We start from the raw sequence: 18574 nt of genomic DNA on the forward strand, positions 1-18574 counted from the left end.
AAATGATTCGTATTTAATATTGATGTTGTTTTTAAAATATTGATAAATGTATTTTTCAAAGATAATTGGATGACTCGCTTTTAATTAATATTATTTTATCAATTATATATCATATTATTGCAAATAAAAAAGGTACTATGAGCAATTTGAAAAATTTTTACAGAGAGATACCACCACTTTCTTCCGGAGATAGTTTTTTAGTTTTTGATAGGGTTAAAGATAATTTTGATTTTCCAGTACACTATCATCCTGAATTTGAACTCAATTTTATTCAAAATGGCAAAGGTGTAAAGCGGGTTGTGGGAGATAATATAGAAGAAATTGATGATGTAGAATTGGTATTGGTTGGTCCTAATTTGTACCACGGTTGGGAGCTAAATAAATGCACAAATGCACAAATTCACGAAATAACAACTCAATTTCATAACGATTTATTTGATGAAGCCTTATTGTCAAGAAGATTGATGCATCCTATCAGAGATATGTTCAATCGATCTATTCATGGGATTTTATTTTCAAAAAAAATTACAGAAGAACTGGCACCACGGCTGATTAAAATTTCAAAATTGGACGGGATGGATTATTTTCTTGAGATTATTTCCATACTATATGATTTAGCTATTTCCAGAAATCAAAGGCTTTTGTCAACATTCACTGTTGATTATGATACGTTTGATGATTACGATAAAATGAAATTGGTTTATGAGTATGTGCAAAAAAACTTTGCTGAGAAAATAACATTAGAAGACGTTTCTAGTGTGGCGAGTATGACCAGTATTTCGTTTAACCGATTTATCAAAAAGAGAACTGGAAAAACCTTTGTTAATTATATAAATGATATCAGAATTGGGTATGCTGCCAGATGGTTGGTTGAAAAAGATTTGAGTATCTCGGAAATTGCCTTCAAATCCGGATTTAATAATATTGCTAATTTTAATAGAAGTTTCAAGTCTATAAAAAAATGTACCCCAAGTCAATATAGAGAAGATTTTTCTGGCTTGAAAAGAATATTGTAAACTACCTAAAGTTTATGATTCTTGTTTTTTCTTTTAAATTGATTTATAGATAATCTATTTGGATTGTTTATGGATTTTCTGCTTCTTGGAGTTGCTGTTGTTTCTTACGGATGTTTTTAGTTCTATGGTTTAAATTCCTTTCAGGAGCTTGTATTTGTATTTGTTTTATCGTAATTTTTTGTGAGAATAAATTGCGTTTTGTGTAATTTAAAGTTGTTATTTTTTATGAATTAATTGCTTATTGGGTAAAAAGTAAAAATATTATCATAAAATGACATAATACTATTAATTAGATGTTTGCATCTGGTATAGATTTGTTGATTAGTAATGATTTCAATTAATAGGGTTAAAAATCCTTGTATTTTTTATAAAAACTTTCTTGATTCGGTTGAAAATTGAAAAAGAAAGGTTTATCAATCAACATCTAGTTGCAAACCAAATAGTAGTTTAATTATGTTAAAACGAATTGTTGTTTTTTTATTATTTATTGTTTCTTTTTCCAATTGCTCAAAGTTCAACAATGATGCTTTGTTTTCTAAACAAGAATCAGACGATACAGGAATTAAGTTTGTAAATAAAGTATTGAATGGCCCAAAAATGAATCTGTTTAAATACAGAAATTTTTATAATGGGGGAGGAGTTGCAATTGGGGATATTAATAATGATGGATTGTCAGATGTCTATTTTACGTCTAATCAGGGTTCTAATAAATTATATCTCAATAAAGGAGACTTTAAATTTCAAGACATTTCTAAATCGGCTGGAATTGAAGGAACTAAATCTTGGTCAACAGGAGTTGTAATGGTTGATATTAACGCAGATGGTTTACTGGATATTTATGTTTGTAATGCTGGGAATACCGAAAGTAAAAATCAAGAAAACGAGCTTTTTATCAATAATGGGAACCTTACTTTTACTGAAAAAGCTGCAGAATATAATCTGGCAAATACAGGAATAACTACGCATGCCGCTTTTTTTGATTATGATAAGGATGGAGATTTAGATTGCTATATTTTGAATAATAGTTTCATTCCTGTAAGTAGTTTGAATTATTCGAATAAAAGAGAATTACGCGACAAAGATTGGAATGTTCCTGAAGCTTTAAAAGGAGGAGGCGATAAATTGCTCCGTAATGATAACGGTAAATTTAACGACGTAAGTGAATCAGCCGGAATATATAGCAGTCTTATAGGATTTGGTTTAGGAGTAACCGTTGGGGATGTAAATGGAGATTTATACCCGGACATTTATATATCTAATGATTTTTTTGAGAGAGATTATTTATACATTAATAATAAAAACGGGACTTTCACAGAACAAATACAAGATTGGGCAAGCCACACAAGCCAGTCTTCCATGGGTGCAGATATGGCGGATATTAATAATGATGGTAAAGCCGATATATTTGTTACAGACATGCTTCCAGAAAATGATGAACGTACTAAAAACGTAACCAGTTTTGATAACTATGATTTGTTTTCCAGAAAGTTAAATCTAGATTTCTATTATCAATACATGCAAAACACATTGCAACTCAATAACGGAAACAATCAATTTAACGAAATTGCTCATTATGCGGGTGTTGCGAAAACCGATTGGAGTTGGGGAGCGTTACTGTTTGATATGGACAATGACGGATATAAAGATATTTTTGTAAGTAACGGGATTTACAATGATCTGACCAATCAAGATTTTATGGACTTTTTTGCGAATAGTTTTTTTCAAAAATTGGCAACATCAGGTAAAAAAGATGAGATGGAAATGATTATTGCTAAAATGCCTTCCACTCCAATCCCAAATTATGCCTATAAAAATAATAAAAATATAACCTTTACAAATGAGGCGCAAAATTGGGGATTAGATACACCAAGTTTTTCAAATGGATCTGCTTATGGAGATCTTGACAATGATGGAGATTTAGATTTGATTGTCAATAATGTCAATATGGAAGCTTTTGTTTATAAAAATAATTCAGAAAAAAATCCAAAAAATCATTTTGTTAAAGTAAAATTAAAAGGAGATAATCAAAATAAATTTGCAATAGGAAGCGTGGTAGAATTATTTTCCGGGAAAGAAATAATAAGACAAGAATTAGTTCCGTCAAGAGGTTTTCAGTCGTCTGTAGATTATGCAATGACTTTTGGTATCGGTTCTAAGAAAATCGATTCTTTACGGGTAATTTGGCCAAACAGCAAATTTCAAACTATAAAAAAGGTGGTTAATAACACTACTTATAATTTAAATGTTACTGATGCAAAATTAAATTATAGCTTGAAAAAACAGGAATCAAAACCGTTTTTTTCTGAAAAGAAAGCGACCTTTTTAGCGCATAAAGAAAATGATTATATCGATTTTGATTATGAAGGTTTAATTTCTAAAGAGCTTTCACAAGAAGGACCTAGTCTTGCTGTAGCAGACATTAATGGTGATGGTAATGATGATGTTTTTATTGGTGGGGCGAAAGGGCAGGCTGGAAAGATCTATTTGAATAATGGAAATGATAATTATACAATTAGTGATCAAAAGGATATAGACAGCGATGCTAATTATGAAGATACTGCGGCTAGTTTTTTTGATGTTGACGGTGATGGAGACCAAGATTTATTCGTTGGTTCCGGTGGAAATGAAAAAGAGGACCAAGCAAATTATAAAAATCGATTGTATTTGAATAATGGGAAAGGAGTTTTTATAAAAAGTAAAACAATTATTCCAACAGCCAATTCGAATGTCTCCGTAATAGCTCCAAATGATTTTGATAATGATGGTGATATAGATGTTTTTATAGGAAGCAGAAGTGTTCCAGGTATTTACGGTGTAGATCCAAAACAATTATTATTAGAGAATGATGGTAAAGGTAATTTTAGCAATGCTACAGATAAAAAAGTTTTCAAAGGGAATGAATTAGGAATGATTGCGGATGCAGTTTGGGAAGATATTGATAATGATGGCAAAAAAGATTTAATTATTGTAGGTGATTGGATGGCACCAAAAATTTTAAAAAATACGGGGAAACGATTGGTTGAATACAAATCTAATTTAACAGAATACTCCGGTTTTTGGAATGCAGTTAGTTGTGTAGATGTCAATAATGACGGCAAGAAAGATTTAATTCTGGGGAATAAAGGGATCAATACTTCTTATAAAGCATCCAATGCAAACCCGATGCGATTGTTTATTAATGATTTTGATGATAACGGAACTATTGAGCAAGTAGCCACTCGATCGATTAATGGTAAAGATTTTCCAATCCATCTAAAAAAAGAAATAACAACTCAAATTCCAATGTTGAAAAAGAAAAATCTAAGCTATTTAGACTATTCAAAAAAGACATTTCAAGAATTATTTGCACCAGAAATCCTGAGTAAAACCATACAAAAAACCGCTACTATTCAGGAAAGTATAATTGCAATTAATGCTGGAAATGGAATGTTTAAAGTGAAAGTTTTACCAAAAGAAGTTCAGTTTTCTTGTGTTAATACGATCTGTACTTTGGATGTAAATCATGATGGAATTTTAGATATTATTCTAGGTGGCAATCAATATGAATTTAAACCACAATTTTCAAGATTAGATTCTAATTATGGAAGTATTCTTCTAGGTGCTAAAAATGGAATTTTTTCATGGTTGCCTTATAATAAATCAGGTTTCTTTGTCAAAGGAGAAGTGAAACATGTTAGGACAATAAAAAATAAAAACAATACTATTTCTTTATTGGCTGTTATAAATGATAATATTCCTAAAATATTTAAACTTAATAAATAATTTTTAGAATAGAATTTGTTTTGCAGAAACTATATTGGTTAATAATAAACTTAGCGCTTTGAGGCAATAAATTTATTTTTGAGACTACTTAAGCTTTTATTTTGCCGCTAAAAAAACTGATCCTTTTTTTTCATAAATCAGTTAAATAATTACAGTCCCATCTTTTTTGTCTTGTTTTCTAAAAAAAGTACGATTTGGAATTACTAGGATTAGTTTCTTCGATTTTATTGATATTTCAGTACAACTATTGCTATTTGAAATGAATTTCAATTTGTATGCACATGAAAATAGGAGTATTTCTAAAGCATAAAATATTTCTTTAAAACTATGTGTTTTGTTACTATTTGGTCTTTAAAAATTAAAAAAGAATAAGTTTTTTTTAAACCGTACAGGTATTTATAAAAAAGAATAGTTTTTTGAACTCTTTTTTTATTTATAAATGCCTGGTTCAATTCTGTACAGTAAATTAATAAATCTTCGGTTAGTTGTTTTTAGAGGTAATGTTATGTTTTTCAGTTGCGTAAAAAAATAACTGATGGATTATTTTAACAATGCTAAAATACTATTAACAAAAGATAATTTTGTATTAATCAAAGGTTTTCATTGTTATTACATTTGAAAATCTGTTTTTATATCTATTTAAAAATATATTATGTATAAAAAAAGAATAAATTTTTTACCAAAAGTATATTTAGAAGACTATTAACAAACTAATCAATTAACCATTTAACAAACTAAAAATTAATTATGAAAAACTATTTATTTAGAAATTTACTCCTATTTGGAGCTTTTATGATTTGCGGTTTCATTCAGGCCCAAAGTGTTTCAGGTACAGTATCGGATGTTAGCGGTAATTTACCAGGGGTAAACGTTTTGGTGAAAGGAACAACTAATGGAACTTCAACAGATTTGGATGGGAAATTCAAGTTGAATAACGTTACAAATAATGATATTTTAATCTTTTCGTATCTTGGTTATGTTTCCCAAGAAATAAAAGTTGCAGGAAAATCAATCATTAATTTAAAACTTCAATCAAGTTCAGCAAATTTAGATGAAGTTGTTGTCGTAGCTTATGGTTCAAGTAGAAAGAAAGACTTGACTGGAGCCGTTTCATCAGTAAGTGCAGAGAAATTAAATGCAATCCCAGTTTCTTCGATAGATCAAGCTTTGCAAGGAAAAGTGTCTGGAGTTCAGGTGACTAATAATTCAGGAGCTCCTGGTTCTTCGATGCAGGTTAATATCCGTGGTGTGGGTACTTTTGGTAAAACTACACCTTTGTATATTGTTGATGGTTTTCCAACTACTGATATTTCGTATCTAAATGCTAATGATGTACAATCATTAACTGTTTTGAAAGATGCCTCTGCCTCTGCATTGTATGGTATGAGAGCCAGTAATGGTGTTGTGATTATTGAAACTAAAAGTGGTAAAAAAGGCGCTATTACGGTTGATGTTAATTCATGGATGAGTTCAAATACAGTTCCTAAAAAAATCCAATTATTAAATGTTAACGAATTTGCAGCATTTGCTAAAGAAATTAAAGGTACAGCCTTAAAAGATTCTTATTTACCGGAATGGGATAATCCAAGTGCATTAACTAATGTAGATTGGCAAGATGCTACATTTAGAACTGCTATACGTTCTGGGCATAACATAAGCATCAGAGGTGGAAATGAAATGTCAAAATTAGCTTTTACAACTGGAGTATTAAATGAAGAGGGTACGGTAATTGGTTCTTCTTCAAAAAGATATAATGTTGGGATGAAAGGGGATTTTACGATTTCTGACAAATTCAGAGCTAAATCCAGTTTGAAATACGGATATCAAGAAACGTACCAACCATTAGGTCCTGGTTATTTTGGATTATCTCAAATGTATACAAACGTTCCTTATTTATCAAACACTACTGGAACTAATTTACCTGTTAGTAATGGTTTATATGGAGCATTTCCAGATGCTGATGCAACTTCAACCAGTACAAATTATATTGCACAGGCGTTAGAGCAATCAAATAACAATGGTAGAAACACATTTCAAGGAAGTTTAGGATTAGAATATGATATATTGAAAGGTCTTGTTGCTAAAACGAATCTTGGTTTTACAACTAGAAATTATGCAGGATCTTCATTTCTTCCAAAATATAAAAGATCTGTTATAAATAATGACCAACGTGACAAAGCGATATATAATGTAAGCCAAAATACTTCAAAGGAATGGTTAGCGGAAGCATTTTTAGAATATACTAAAACATTCAACAAGCACAAGTTTTCTGTGTTGACTGGTTATACTGCGCAAAAAGAGGCTGCTTCTATAGTGTCAGCTAGAGGACTTGGTTTCTTAACCAATAACATTAGAGATTTGTCACAAGCACAAACAGTAGATAGCAATCAAGGGTATTCTTCAACGCAAACTTTAGTAGGAGCATTGGCACGATTAAACTATAATTATGATAGCAAGTATTATATTACAGGTACTTGGAGAAACGATGGAATTGGAAATCGTTTTGTTATAGAAAATTCAAGAGCTAATTTCTTTTCTGCTGCCGGAGGTTGGAATATTGATGAAGAAGCATTTATGGATGGAAGTGTTTTTAATGTATTAAAATTACGCGCTTCTTGGGGACAAACTGGTAATGCATTGGGTGTTTCTCCTTTTCAATATCTTGCTAATTACAGCAATGGAACAAGCGGAACAGATGATTCAGGATATATTTTGGGTGATTCACCGTACTTGTCTTCAGGTTTGACTCCTGATAATACACAGAATAAAAGTTTAACATGGGAAAAACAAGTTCAAACGAACGTAGGTTTTGAAGGAGAATTGTTTAATAATAGCCTTTATTTTACTGTTGATTACTTCGTTAAAAAATCGTCTGATTTCTTGTTTAACAAAGTTACTCCAGCTCAAAGCGGATTTTCTACAGGAGCTGTAAATGCAGGTCAAATTTCAAATAAAGGTTTGGAGCTTTTAGTTGGATATAGAAAAACTAAAGGAGAGTTTACATGGGATGCTTCTGTGAATCTAACGACAATCAAAAATAATATCGATAAACTAGCGGATGAGAATACCAAGTTTGTTTTATTGGAAGAAAACTTTATACCAACTTGGGCAACTAACTGGAAAGATGTTACAAGATCTTATGTTGGGGGTAATGTAGGTACTTTCTATGGTTACAAAGCGGATGGAATTTTCCAAACACAAGGAGAAATTGATGCTCTTAATGCAAATGCTCCAGGTGGTGCATATCAAAATCCAAAAACATCTCCTGGAGATAGAAAATTTAAAGATTTGAATGGAGACGGTAGAATCACTGATGCAGATAGAACTGTTATTGGTAGTCCAATACCAAAAGTTTTTGGGAACTTTAACTTTAATGCTAAATATAAATCTTTTGATTTAGGGATAGATATTTATGGAACTTTTGGAAATGATATCTTGAATTATTCAAGAGTTGAACAAGAGACTGCAGGTGGTTTTAATTTAGGTCAAACCTACACAAACGTTAGTAAAGATTACTATAACAACCGTTGGACTGTTGCAAATCCTTCTAATGAATATGCAAGAGCAATTGTTGATGATGTAGATACTAAAAACAATAGAGTGTCTGACCACTTTGTTGAAGATGGTTCTTATGTAAGATTAAGAAATGTGAAATTTGGTTACACATTCCCTTCTTCAATGATTAAAACGATTGGGATGACGAATTTAAATGTTTTTGTAAGTGCTCAAAACTTACTTACCATTACAAAATATAGTGGTATTGACCCAGAAGTAGGACAACTTGGATCTAATATAGATGGAAAAACACTTGATACTGTTCAAGCAACAGGAATTGATATAGGAGCTTATCCAGTTTCTAAATCTCTAACCGTTGGAGTTAATTTACAATTTTAATAATATTATTAGTCATGAATAAAAAATCATATAAAATAAATCTTTTAAAAATTACTGCAGGATTTGCAATATTGATAGCAATTGGCTGTTCTAACGAATTTTTACAAGATAAAAATACTAAAGGGATTACTGACGAAGTTGTTTTTGGGAGTGATCTTACTGCAACTGCAGCAATAAGTGGGATTTATGATGTCTTGCAATCAGATTCTGACGGTAGAGAATACGATACAAAATCACTATTTGTACCTGCAAATTATACGACCCAAGATTATGAAGATTCTGGTGCGGATACTGAATTTAAAACCTACAATATAGGTACTGATTCCGGACGATTTAATAACCTATGGATTATAAATTACAAAGGTATTGGAAGAGCTAATATTGCTTTACAAAAATTACCAAAATCTATTGAAAGCGGTTCAATTAGTAAAGATTTAGGAAATAGACTTATTGCGGAAAGTAAATTTCTTCGTGGTTTGTTGTACACTATGTTAGCACAAAATTTTGGAGGAGTACCAGTTGTGGTAAATCCGTCTGGTGGTGATGTTGCAGTAGATGATTATGCTCCTAGAAATACACAGGATGAGACATTTGCTCAAGTAGCTGCTGATATGGAAGCTGCAATTCCAAATTTACCTTGGAGTTATGGTCCGGAAGATAAAGGTAGAGCGACTAAAGCTACAGCATACCATTATTTAGGAAATGCTTATATGTGGATGAAACAATACGATAAAGCTGCAAAAGCATTTGAAGCTCTTGATGGTCATGCACAATTAGAGGCAGATTTTTTAAACGTTCATGCTGCTGCAAATAGAAATGGGAAAGAATCCTTATTTGAAATTCAGTTTTATGATAAAGCATCGGATATGGGTTGGGGACGTAATGATAACGTTACTGCTTTGCAATCGTTCTGTATGCCAAATGAAATTAGTGGTTGGGGAGGTTATATTAACGCTACCAAAGTACTTTATGATTCTTTTGAATCTGGTGATAAAAGAAAATTTGCAACTGTAATTGGTCCTGGAGATGTACATCCAGATCCATTATGCCAAATAAAAGATTTTCCAAATAACAATATTTATACTGATGCTCCCGCAAATACAATAAAAATGAACACTGCCGGTACAGTTGCAAAACCTTGGACTGCTGTAAGTAATGCAGGTTATTTTTGTGTGAAAACATGGAGAGATCCAGCGTTAACAGGAAATGGAAATGGAAAAATATTTGGTGGTCAAAATCTTATTCTGGCTCGTTACGGAGAATCATTGATAAGTCTAGCAGAATGTTATTTGAATTTAGGTAAAACTGCGGAAGCGATTACAACTATAAACAAGATTAGAACCAGAGCTGGTTTAGCTTCTCTTACTGCTATTACAACGACAAACATATTGGATGAATACCGTCATGAAATGGCTGGAGAATTTACACTTTGGTATTTGTATAGAAGATCTGGAAAGGCCACTGAATATATCAAATTGAGACATAACATTACAATACCGGCTGGTAGAGAATTGATGCCATTGCCAAAATCACAAATTGATGCAAATCCAAATTTGGTACAAAATACTAGTTACTAAATATTTTTTAGGGATAGGCTGTTTCATAAAGACAGCCTATTTTATAAGTTGAATTAATACAGTTTATCCCCTTTTGTACAATTGAGAAAAGCAACGACAGTTTTTCATTGAATGAATTTGTGATTCAATAATTGGATTATAACATGAATTCATTCTTAAAAGCATATGTATTCGGGATACATTAGAATAAAATAATTTGTTTTTTTGAGTTTGTTTTAAAAGATTCCCTAATTGAGCAATTAGGGAATTTTTTTATTAAATTTTAATAGGGTTATAAATAGTTAAAAATGAAAAAACGAAAAAAAATTACAGTATTGTTCTTTTTACTTCATTTTGTAATGTTCTCGCAATCTAAAGCAATAGTACAGGGAAGAGAACATATCTCAATTGATCGTAATTGGAAATTTGCATTTGGTCATCCATCAGATACAAAAAAAGATTTTAATACCGGAACGGCTTATTTTTCCTATTTAGCAAAAGCAGGTTTTGGCGATGGAGCCGCTAGTGCTAATTTTGATGATCGATCTTGGCGAAATTTAAATGTTCCACATGATTGGGCTGTGGAACAGGATTTTAGTAGTAAAGCCAGTTTTAGTCATGGGTTTAAAGCGATTGGAAGAAACTTTCCAAACAAAACTATTGGCTGGTATCGCAAGAAAATAACCATCCCTGAGAGTGATTTAGGAAGGAGAATTTATATTGCTTTTGATGGGGTTTTTCGAAATTCAATTGTTTGGATAAATGGACATTATTTAGGAAATCAAGATAGTGGCTATTTAGGTTTTGAGTACGACATTACCGATTATATTAATTATGGAGGAGAAAATTCAATTGCAGTTCGCGTCGATGCAAGCATGGAAGAAGGTTGGTTTTATGAGGGTGCTGGAATTTATCGTCATGTTTGGTTGAATAAAACAAATAATCTGCATGTTCCTGTCAATGGTACTTTTGTGCAAACAAAAACTAAAGATAAGGCAACAACAATAAATGCATTAGTTTCGGTTACAAATGAAGATAAAATTCCAAAATTCTTCAAAATTCTTCAAACTGTTTTTGATGCATCAGGAAAGAAAATATCAGAAAATACGATAAACTCATGCAGTTTAAAACCTAGAGAAGTAAAAGACTTTACTTCAGATATGAAGGTTCAAGATGCTAGACTTTGGTCAATTGAAAATCCGTATTTATATAAAATGGTTACTTCAATTTATGAGGAGGATAAATTAGTAGATAACTACGAAACCACTTTTGGAATAAGAACAATTCGGTTTGATGCCAATGAAGGTTTTTTTCTTAATGGAAAACATCTTAAAATAAAAGGAACCAATAATCATCAAGATCATGCAGGAGTAGGGACAGCAATACCGGATGCTTTGCAAGAGTTTAGAATTAAAACCTTAAAGTCATTTGGCAGTAATGCTTACAGATGTTCTCATAATCCGCCAACACCTGAATTATTAGATATCTGTGACCGCTTAGGGATGCTTGTTATTGATGAAAATCGTCTCATGGGAAGTACTCAAACTCAATTAGGAGATGTGAAAAAGTTGATTGAACGAGATAGAAATCATCCTTCAATTATTAGCTGGAGTGTGGGAAATGAAGAGTGGGGAATTGAAAACAATATTGTTGGAGCCAGAATTGCAAGTACGATGCAGTCTTATGTTAAGTCAATTGATTCGACCAGATATGTAACTGCAGCATTTAGTGGAGGAATAGGTAGTGATGGAATTACGACTGTTATGGATTTGTTAGGAATCAATTATATCGTGAATAAAAGTACTGACGAACAACACAAATTATTTTCCAATCAATTTATTTGGGGAACCGAAGAAGGAAGTACTAATGCAACTCGTGGCGAGTATTATCGAGACAATAAAAAACACATTATGCCAGCTTATGATAAAGCGCCAAGCAGTAGTTTTATTAGTATAGAACAAGGCTGGAAACACTATAATTCACGGCCTTATTTAGCGGGAATGTTTATCTGGACCGGTTTTGATTATCGTGGAGAACCAACTCCTTTTGAGTATCCTTCTGTAGGATCATATTTTGGTATGGTAGACCAATGTGGTTTTTATAAAGACACTGCTTGGTATTTAAAAGCATGGTGGCAAGACGAGCCAGTTTTACATCTATTACCGCATTGGAATTGGGCTGGAAAAGAAAATCAAGATATAGAAGTTTGGGCGTACAGTAATTGTGATGAAGTAGAACTTTTTTTAAACAAAAAAAGTTTAGGTAAAAAAACAGTTGAAAAAGACGGCCATTTAGGGTGGAATGTAAAATATAATCCAGGAACTCTGGAAGCTATTGGATATAAAAACGGTAAAAAAAATCTAATCGATGTTGTAAAAACAACAGGAGTTGCTGTCAGTTTAAAATTAGAATCGGATAAAATTGTTCTTGACGCCAATAAAAATGATGTGGCTGTAATCAAGGCAAGTACACAGGACAAAAAAGGATTGCAAGTTCCTATTGCAGATGATGAAGTAACTTTTTCTATCACTGGACCTGCAGAAATAATTGGTGTTGGAAACGGAAATCCTACGTCATTAGAAGCAGATAAATTTTTAGAAACGATTACAGTTTTGAATATTGAAAATCTTAAAGAGAAAGAAGTTGAAAGTATTAGTTCATTAGAACAAATAAAAGATAACATCGCGATTGTTTCATGGGAAAATGCTTTTAGAGAGGAAAGAGATAGTGTTTTTGGAAAAAAAGTAAAAGCAATCTTGTATAGAACTGATTTTGAATTGTCCTCAAATTATAAGGAATCAATAATTACATTCTTTTATAATAGTTTGGGAAAACGGCAATCTATTTTTATTAATGGTAAACAAATAGCAAATGCAATTCCTGAAAATAAAAATGGAGACACATTTGTTTTGGACAAAACAATGCTGCGTTCAGGTAAAAATACCATTGCAATTCTTACCGAGCCATTATTAAAAGTAAAACCATGGGATGTCATAAATCAAAATGCTGGTTCTATTCAAATTCTTACTTCGGCTGAACAATATAAGCGCAAATTATTTAATGGTTTGGCTCAAGTAATTATTCAAACGACAGGAGAAGCAGGAGAAGTTAAACTTACTGCTACTTCAAAAGGATTAAAACAAGCAGTCATTTCTATTAAAACAATTAAATAACACTACTTAAGATGAAAAAAACAACAATAAATTTTCTATTATTACTTCTCCCTTTTATAGGCTTTAGCCAAGGAAATAAAGTTACTCAAATTGGTGGAAAATTCGATGGTCTTGCTATGACTCCGCCTATGGGATGGAATTCCTGGAATACTTTCGAAACCAATATTGATGAAAAACTAATCAAAGAAACGGCAGATATTATGGTGACTTCGGGTATGGAAGCGGCCGGTTACAATTACATAGTTCTTGATGATGGCTGGATGGCAAAAGAACGAGATAAAAACGGCAATCTTGTTGCTGATCCAGTAAAATTTCCAAGCGGTATAAAAGCATTAATTGATTATGTTCACTCGAAAGGATTGAAATTTGGATTGTATAATTGTGCAGGTACCAGCACTTGTGCCGGATATCCAGGAACACGAGGATACGAATACCAAGACGCTAGGTTTTATGCTAGTTTAGGGATTGATTTCCTAAAATACGATTGGTGTAATACAGCAGGAATAAATGCTCCGGAAGCTTATGCCACTATGAGTAACGCACTTAAAACTGCGGGAAGACCTATAGTTTTTAGTCTTTGCGAATGGGGAGATAACAAGCCATGGGATTGGGCGAAGCCAATTGGGAATCTCTGGCGAATTTCAGGAGATATTTATCCTTGTTTTGATTGTGAGTTCCACCACGAAGAAGGAAATTGGTCGTCATGGGGATTTATGAAAATTCTCGAAATGCGCAAAGACATTCGTAAGTTTTCCGGACCAGATCATTGGAATGATTTTGACATGCTCGAAGTGGGTGATGGAATGACAAATACAGAAGACAAAGCTCATTTTACGATGTGGTCGATGATGGCTTCACCGCTTATTGCAGGAAATGATTTCAGAAAAATGTCAAAAGAAACATTGGCTATTTTAACCAACAAGGAATTGATTGCAGTGAACCAAGATAAATTAGGGATTCAAGGGTTTAAATATTCATCAGAAGATGGACTGGAAGTTTGGGTAAAACCGCTATCTGATGATAATTGGGCAATCACTTTTGTAAACAGAAGCGATGTTACTAAAAAAGTAAATTTCGATTGGAAAAAACAACTCATAAAAGATGCCGATTTTAATTTAGAAGCAAATTTTAATACCACTTCTTATAAAATTAAAAACCTTTGGGAAAACAAAGAAGCAGGAAATACTAAAAAAGCTTTTGTTGCTAATTTAGCGTCGCACGATGTAATTACTTTGAAATTAATTAAAATATAAAGATGAATGTAAAATCTAAAATTATAATACTATTGTTTTTGTTTTGTTGCTATTTTTCTAATGCTCAATTTGTAAAACATCATGGGCAGTTGCAAGTTGTAGGAACACAATTGGTAGACAAAAACGGAGAAGCTGTCGTGCTTCGCGGTCTGAGTTTTGGCTGGCATAGTTTCTGGCCTAGATTCTATAATGAACTAGCAGTAAATTGGTTGAAAAAAGATTTCAAATGCAATGTAGTACGAGCTGCTATGGGCATTGAAGTGGGAGATAGGTCTTATATAAAAGAACCCGTTTTTTCGAAAGAAAAAATAGAAGCAGTTGTAAATGGCGCTATTAAATCTGGAATTTATGTGATTATAGATTGGCACAGTCATAATATTAATCTAAAGGAATCGAAGGAATTTTTTGCAGAAATGTCAAAGAAATACGGTAAATATCCAAATGTGATTTATGAAGTTTACAATGAACCGGATTATGAAACTTGGGAGGAAGTAAAAAGCTATTCTGAAGAAGTGATCAAAGTAATTAGGGAGAATGACCCAGATAATATTATTCTTGTGGGTTGCCCGCATTGGGATCAGGATATTCATCTTCCTGCTGCAAATCCTATAAAGGGCTATGATAATTTAATGTACACGATGCATTTTTATGCAGGCACGCATGGAAAATGGTTGCGGGACAGAACCGATGAAGCTATAAAAAGCGGATTGCCGGTCTTTGTTTCAGAATCTGCCGGAATGGAAGCTACTGGTGACGGGCCTTTGAATTACGTGTCTTGGCAAGAATATATTGATTGGATGGAAGCTAGAAAATTAAGTTGGATTACTTGGTCCGTTTCTGATAAAGAGGAGAGTTGTTCTATTCTAAAAAAATCTGCCAATTCAGAAGGTAATTGGAAAGAGGAGGACCTGAAAGAATCAGGAATAAAGGTTCGGGAACTTTTGCGAAAGTACGCTGTCAAAAAATAATTCATTAAAACTCTGAACGCAAGTTTGGAGTTTTTTTTTAAGCAATTTTTAAGCGAATATAAGATTCAAAAGTAAACGGTTTGATTAGATTTGGTAAAATTATTATTGATTTTAAATTTAAATGATTTTATATGTAATTTATGATAATTTGAAGCGTTATTAACGAAATTGAGTTTATAATTATAAAAAATAAGTAATAGTATTGAATTATAAAAATTAAATTATGAATAGAAAAGAGTTTTTTGCAAGAGTAGGATTTGGAGCTGCTGCAGTTTTATTGCCAGCTTGTGTTGCCGGATTAGCAACAAGTTGTTCCAGCGATGGAACAACGTCAGGGACAACAACTGGAGTAGATTTTACTGTGGATGTGAGTTCAGGAACTTTGGCTACGAATGGAGGATTTATGGTTTCGCAAGGAATTGTTATTGCCAGAACACTAGCAGGAGATTTTATAGCAGTTTCGGCTTCATGCACACATGAGGGAACAAGTGTGAATTATAATTCAAGCGGAAATAAATTTGTTTGTCCAAATCATGGTGCACAATTTAGTAGTACAGGAACTGTAACTTTAGGTCCGGCAACCCGTAATTTGACAAAATACAATACTTCATTAAGCGGAAGCACGCTAAGGATTTTTTCATAATAACTCTCGGTTATCGAAAATCGATCTTTTTAATTTTTGAATAAAATAATCAAGGAATTAATAACCATTTAAATAAAATGATGAGTAAAAAAGTAAAAATAATTTTTGTTTCACTGATTGTAATTGCAGTTGTTGGATTATTGGGATATAATTATGTAATGCATGGCGGCGAAAGAAATTTAACTACAGAAAAGACTGATTTCACTGTTACCTCTGCAGATATTACTGCTGAATTCACAAAAAATATAGATGCATCAAATAAAAAATACCTAGAAAAAGCGGTTGCAATAACAGGAATAATTACTAGTGTGAATGCAACTGAGGTTATAATAGACAATACTATTATTTGTAATTTAAAAAAACTGGATTCTTCCACTAAAAAAGGCCAAACTGTAACCGTAAAAGGTAGAATTGTTGGCTATGATGATTTAATGGGAGAATTAAAACTGGATCAATGTTTTATAATAATTAATAATTAAATTAAATGAGAATGAAAAACTTTTTAGGTTTTGTGTTTATGTTTTTTATGGTTGGACATGTCTTTGCACAAGATGATTTATTAAATCAGTTGGATACTGTTAAATCAAAAGAAAAGCAAATTGAAACGTCCGCTTTCAAAGGGTTACAAATAGTCAACATGCAATCGACCAAATTACCGACAAAAGGAGAGTGGTATATGGTTGTTTCACACCGTTTTGGGGATTTGACTAAAGGGCTGGATAATTTTTTTGGATTGGATAATGCCTACACAAAAATTGGTGGAATCTATGGAGCAACCGATTGGTTATCATTAGGTTTTTCAAGACAAACGTATAATAAAACCTATGAGTTAACCGCAAAATATAAATTGGCAAATCAAGAAATAAATGGTTTTCCGGTAACTATAGTTGGTTATAATACGATGGATATTAATAGTGCTTTGAAAACGTCTCAATATCCGTATTTAAAATTCAATAACAGATTAGCTTTTACAACTCAAATACTAGTTTCCAGAAAGTTTACAGATAAGTTTTCATTAGAAATGGCACCAATTTATGTTCATAAAAACTTATATGAAGGAGGATTAGAACAAAAAGATCTTTTGCTGGCAGGTGTTGGTGCGAGATATAAAATAGCCAAAAGATTAAGTGTGAATCTGGAATATGCAGCACGAGTAAATATGCCTGAAAATTTTGTGTCTCCTTATCATAATCCACTTTCAGTAGGTCTTGATATTGAAACTGGAGGTCACGTTTTTCAACTGGTTTTCTCCAATAGCCAACCTATGAATGATGTTGCGGTATTCTCTAATACAGCGGGAGATTGGAATGGTGGAAGTATTTATTTTGGATTTAATATGTACCGCGTTTTTTAAAAGTTAAAAGAATAAATTATGAAAAAGATAAAAATATTTTTAATGATTATTGGTACTGTATTTGTAGTTTCATGCGAATCGAATACGTATGATCAGATTTCAGTTCCTGTTACTAATCCAACCTATGTTGCAAATGTGCAACCAGTGATTAGAGCAAATTGTACCGGTTGCCATAACTCAGGTGGTCAATTCCCTAATTTAGGAACTTATGACCAGTTAAAGACGGCTATTGTAACCGGAAAGGTAATATGTAAAATTGATGGTTCATGCGGATCCATAATGCCTACAGGAGGTAAAATGCCACAAGGAACAATAGATATGATTAAGTTATGGACAGCTAATGGTTTTATAAATCAATAAAAATTATGAAAAAAATAGCGTTTTTTGGATTGTTGGTTTTTGTAGGGAATGTGATGTTTTCTCAAAAAGTGATGACGCGTACAGGAGAAATAAAATTTGAAGCTTCAATGCCTGCTTTTGAAGAAATAGCCGCCAAAAATAATACGGTATCGTGTATTCTTGATGAATCTACAGGAGATTTTGTTGCATTGGCTTTGGTGAAAGCATTTAAGTTTAAAGCTCCTTTAATGGAAGAGCATTTTAATGAAAATTATATCGAATCATCTAAGTTTCCCAAGTCAACTTTTAAAGGGAAAATTTTAAATTTTGATGCTTCAAAATTGTCGGCAGCAAAGACAGTATATGATTTAGAAGGAGATTTAACTTTGCATGGCGTTACTAAGAAAATCAAAACTAAAATTACTTTGGTTGGAACTGCAGATAAAGTTAATGTTACAAGTAATTTTTTAGTAAAACCGCAGGATTACAATATTGAGATTCCTAGTCTCGTGAAAAATAAGATTGCTGAAAACGTTAAAATTGCAATTAATTTTATCCTTCAGCCGAAATAGATTGTAGTGCATGAATAAAAAACTCCAAACGCAAGTTTGGAGTT

At 32.2% G+C, this 18574-nt stretch carries 12 protein-coding genes; all 12 read left to right on the forward strand.

All coding sequences use genetic code 11. From position 1 onward, the window contains the following. Nucleotides 1–137 precede the first annotated feature (137 nt). On the forward strand, nt 138–1016 hold the full coding sequence (locus OA85_RS09575) for an AraC family transcriptional regulator (RefSeq protein ID WP_039109909.1): 879 nt from the start codon (nt 138–140) through the stop codon (nt 1014–1016). A gap of 453 nt (nt 1017–1469) precedes the next feature. Next, nucleotides 1470–4778, forward strand: coding sequence for a VCBS repeat-containing protein (locus OA85_RS09580; protein ID WP_039109540.1), 3309 nt, complete (start codon nt 1470–1472; stop codon nt 4776–4778). A gap of 747 nt (nt 4779–5525) precedes the next feature. Beyond that, complete coding sequence (locus OA85_RS09585) at nt 5526–8672, forward strand: TonB-dependent receptor (protein WP_035673598.1); 3147 nt, start codon at nt 5526–5528, stop codon at nt 8670–8672. A 14-nt stretch (nt 8673–8686) separates the two neighbouring features. Continuing rightward, on the forward strand, nt 8687–10249 hold the full coding sequence (locus OA85_RS09590) for a RagB/SusD family nutrient uptake outer membrane protein (RefSeq protein ID WP_039109541.1): 1563 nt from the start codon (nt 8687–8689) through the stop codon (nt 10247–10249). 287 nt (nt 10250–10536) lie between these two features. Beyond that, nucleotides 10537–13401: a beta-galactosidase GalA gene (gene galA / locus OA85_RS09595; protein ID WP_039109542.1), complete on the forward strand. Its 2865-nt coding sequence runs from the start codon at nt 10537–10539 to the stop codon at nt 13399–13401. An 11-nt stretch (nt 13402–13412) separates the two neighbouring features. Next, on the forward strand, nt 13413–14654 hold the full coding sequence (locus OA85_RS09600) for a glycoside hydrolase family 27 protein (protein WP_039109543.1): 1242 nt from the start codon (nt 13413–13415) through the stop codon (nt 14652–14654). 2 nt (nt 14655–14656) lie between these two features. Further along, nucleotides 14657–15622 (forward strand): glycoside hydrolase family 5 protein, encoded by a 966-nt coding sequence (locus OA85_RS09605; RefSeq protein ID WP_039109544.1) that lies wholly within the window; start codon nt 14657–14659, stop codon nt 15620–15622. A 223-nt stretch (nt 15623–15845) separates the two neighbouring features. Then, on the forward strand, nt 15846–16265 hold the full coding sequence (locus OA85_RS09610; RefSeq protein WP_039109545.1) for a ubiquinol-cytochrome c reductase iron-sulfur subunit: 420 nt from the start codon (nt 15846–15848) through the stop codon (nt 16263–16265). A 77-nt stretch (nt 16266–16342) separates the two neighbouring features. Then, nucleotides 16343–16744, forward strand: coding sequence for a hypothetical protein (locus OA85_RS09615; protein WP_039109546.1), 402 nt, complete (start codon nt 16343–16345; stop codon nt 16742–16744). Nucleotides 16745–16755: 11 nt separating this feature from the next. Beyond that, nucleotides 16756–17619, forward strand: a complete 864-nt coding sequence (locus OA85_RS09620; RefSeq protein WP_039109547.1) for a DUF5777 family beta-barrel protein — start codon at nt 16756–16758, stop codon at nt 17617–17619. Nucleotides 17620–17637: 18 nt separating this feature from the next. Further along, on the forward strand, nt 17638–17979 hold the full coding sequence (locus OA85_RS09625) for a hypothetical protein (protein WP_039109548.1): 342 nt from the start codon (nt 17638–17640) through the stop codon (nt 17977–17979). Between the two features lie 5 nt (nt 17980–17984). Then, a complete protein-coding gene (locus tag OA85_RS09630; protein ID WP_039109550.1) occupies nt 17985–18530 on the forward strand; it encodes a YceI family protein in 546 nt (181 codons plus the stop codon). Nucleotides 18531–18574 lie beyond the last annotated feature (44 nt).

The sequence above is a fragment of the Flavobacterium sp. AED genome, assembly GCF_000812945.1.
GTDB lineage: Bacteria > Bacteroidota > Bacteroidia > Flavobacteriales > Flavobacteriaceae > Flavobacterium.

Excerpts from the sequence above, each read along its gene's own strand:
- OA85_RS09575 (WP_039109909.1), top strand. The coding sequence starts at position 138 with ATGAGCAATTTGAAAAATTTTTACAGAGAGATACCACCACTTTCTTCC.
- OA85_RS09580 (WP_039109540.1), top strand. The coding sequence starts at position 1,470 with ATGTTAAAACGAATTGTTGTTTTTTTATTATTTATTGTTTCTTTTTCC.
- OA85_RS09585 (WP_035673598.1), top strand. The coding sequence starts at position 5,526 with ATGAAAAACTATTTATTTAGAAATTTACTCCTATTTGGAGCTTTTATG.
- OA85_RS09590 (WP_039109541.1), top strand. The coding sequence starts at position 8,687 with ATGAATAAAAAATCATATAAAATAAATCTTTTAAAAATTACTGCAGGA.
- galA (WP_039109542.1), top strand. The coding sequence starts at position 10,537 with ATGAAAAAACGAAAAAAAATTACAGTATTGTTCTTTTTACTTCATTTT.
- OA85_RS09600 (WP_039109543.1), top strand. The coding sequence starts at position 13,413 with ATGAAAAAAACAACAATAAATTTTCTATTATTACTTCTCCCTTTTATA.
- OA85_RS09605 (WP_039109544.1), top strand. The coding sequence starts at position 14,657 with ATGAATGTAAAATCTAAAATTATAATACTATTGTTTTTGTTTTGTTGC.
- OA85_RS09610 (WP_039109545.1), top strand. The coding sequence starts at position 15,846 with ATGAATAGAAAAGAGTTTTTTGCAAGAGTAGGATTTGGAGCTGCTGCA.
- OA85_RS09615 (WP_039109546.1), top strand. The coding sequence starts at position 16,343 with ATGATGAGTAAAAAAGTAAAAATAATTTTTGTTTCACTGATTGTAATT.
- OA85_RS09620 (WP_039109547.1), top strand. The coding sequence starts at position 16,756 with ATGAAAAACTTTTTAGGTTTTGTGTTTATGTTTTTTATGGTTGGACAT.
- OA85_RS09625 (WP_039109548.1), top strand. The coding sequence starts at position 17,638 with ATGAAAAAGATAAAAATATTTTTAATGATTATTGGTACTGTATTTGTA.
- OA85_RS09630 (WP_039109550.1), top strand. The coding sequence starts at position 17,985 with ATGAAAAAAATAGCGTTTTTTGGATTGTTGGTTTTTGTAGGGAATGTG.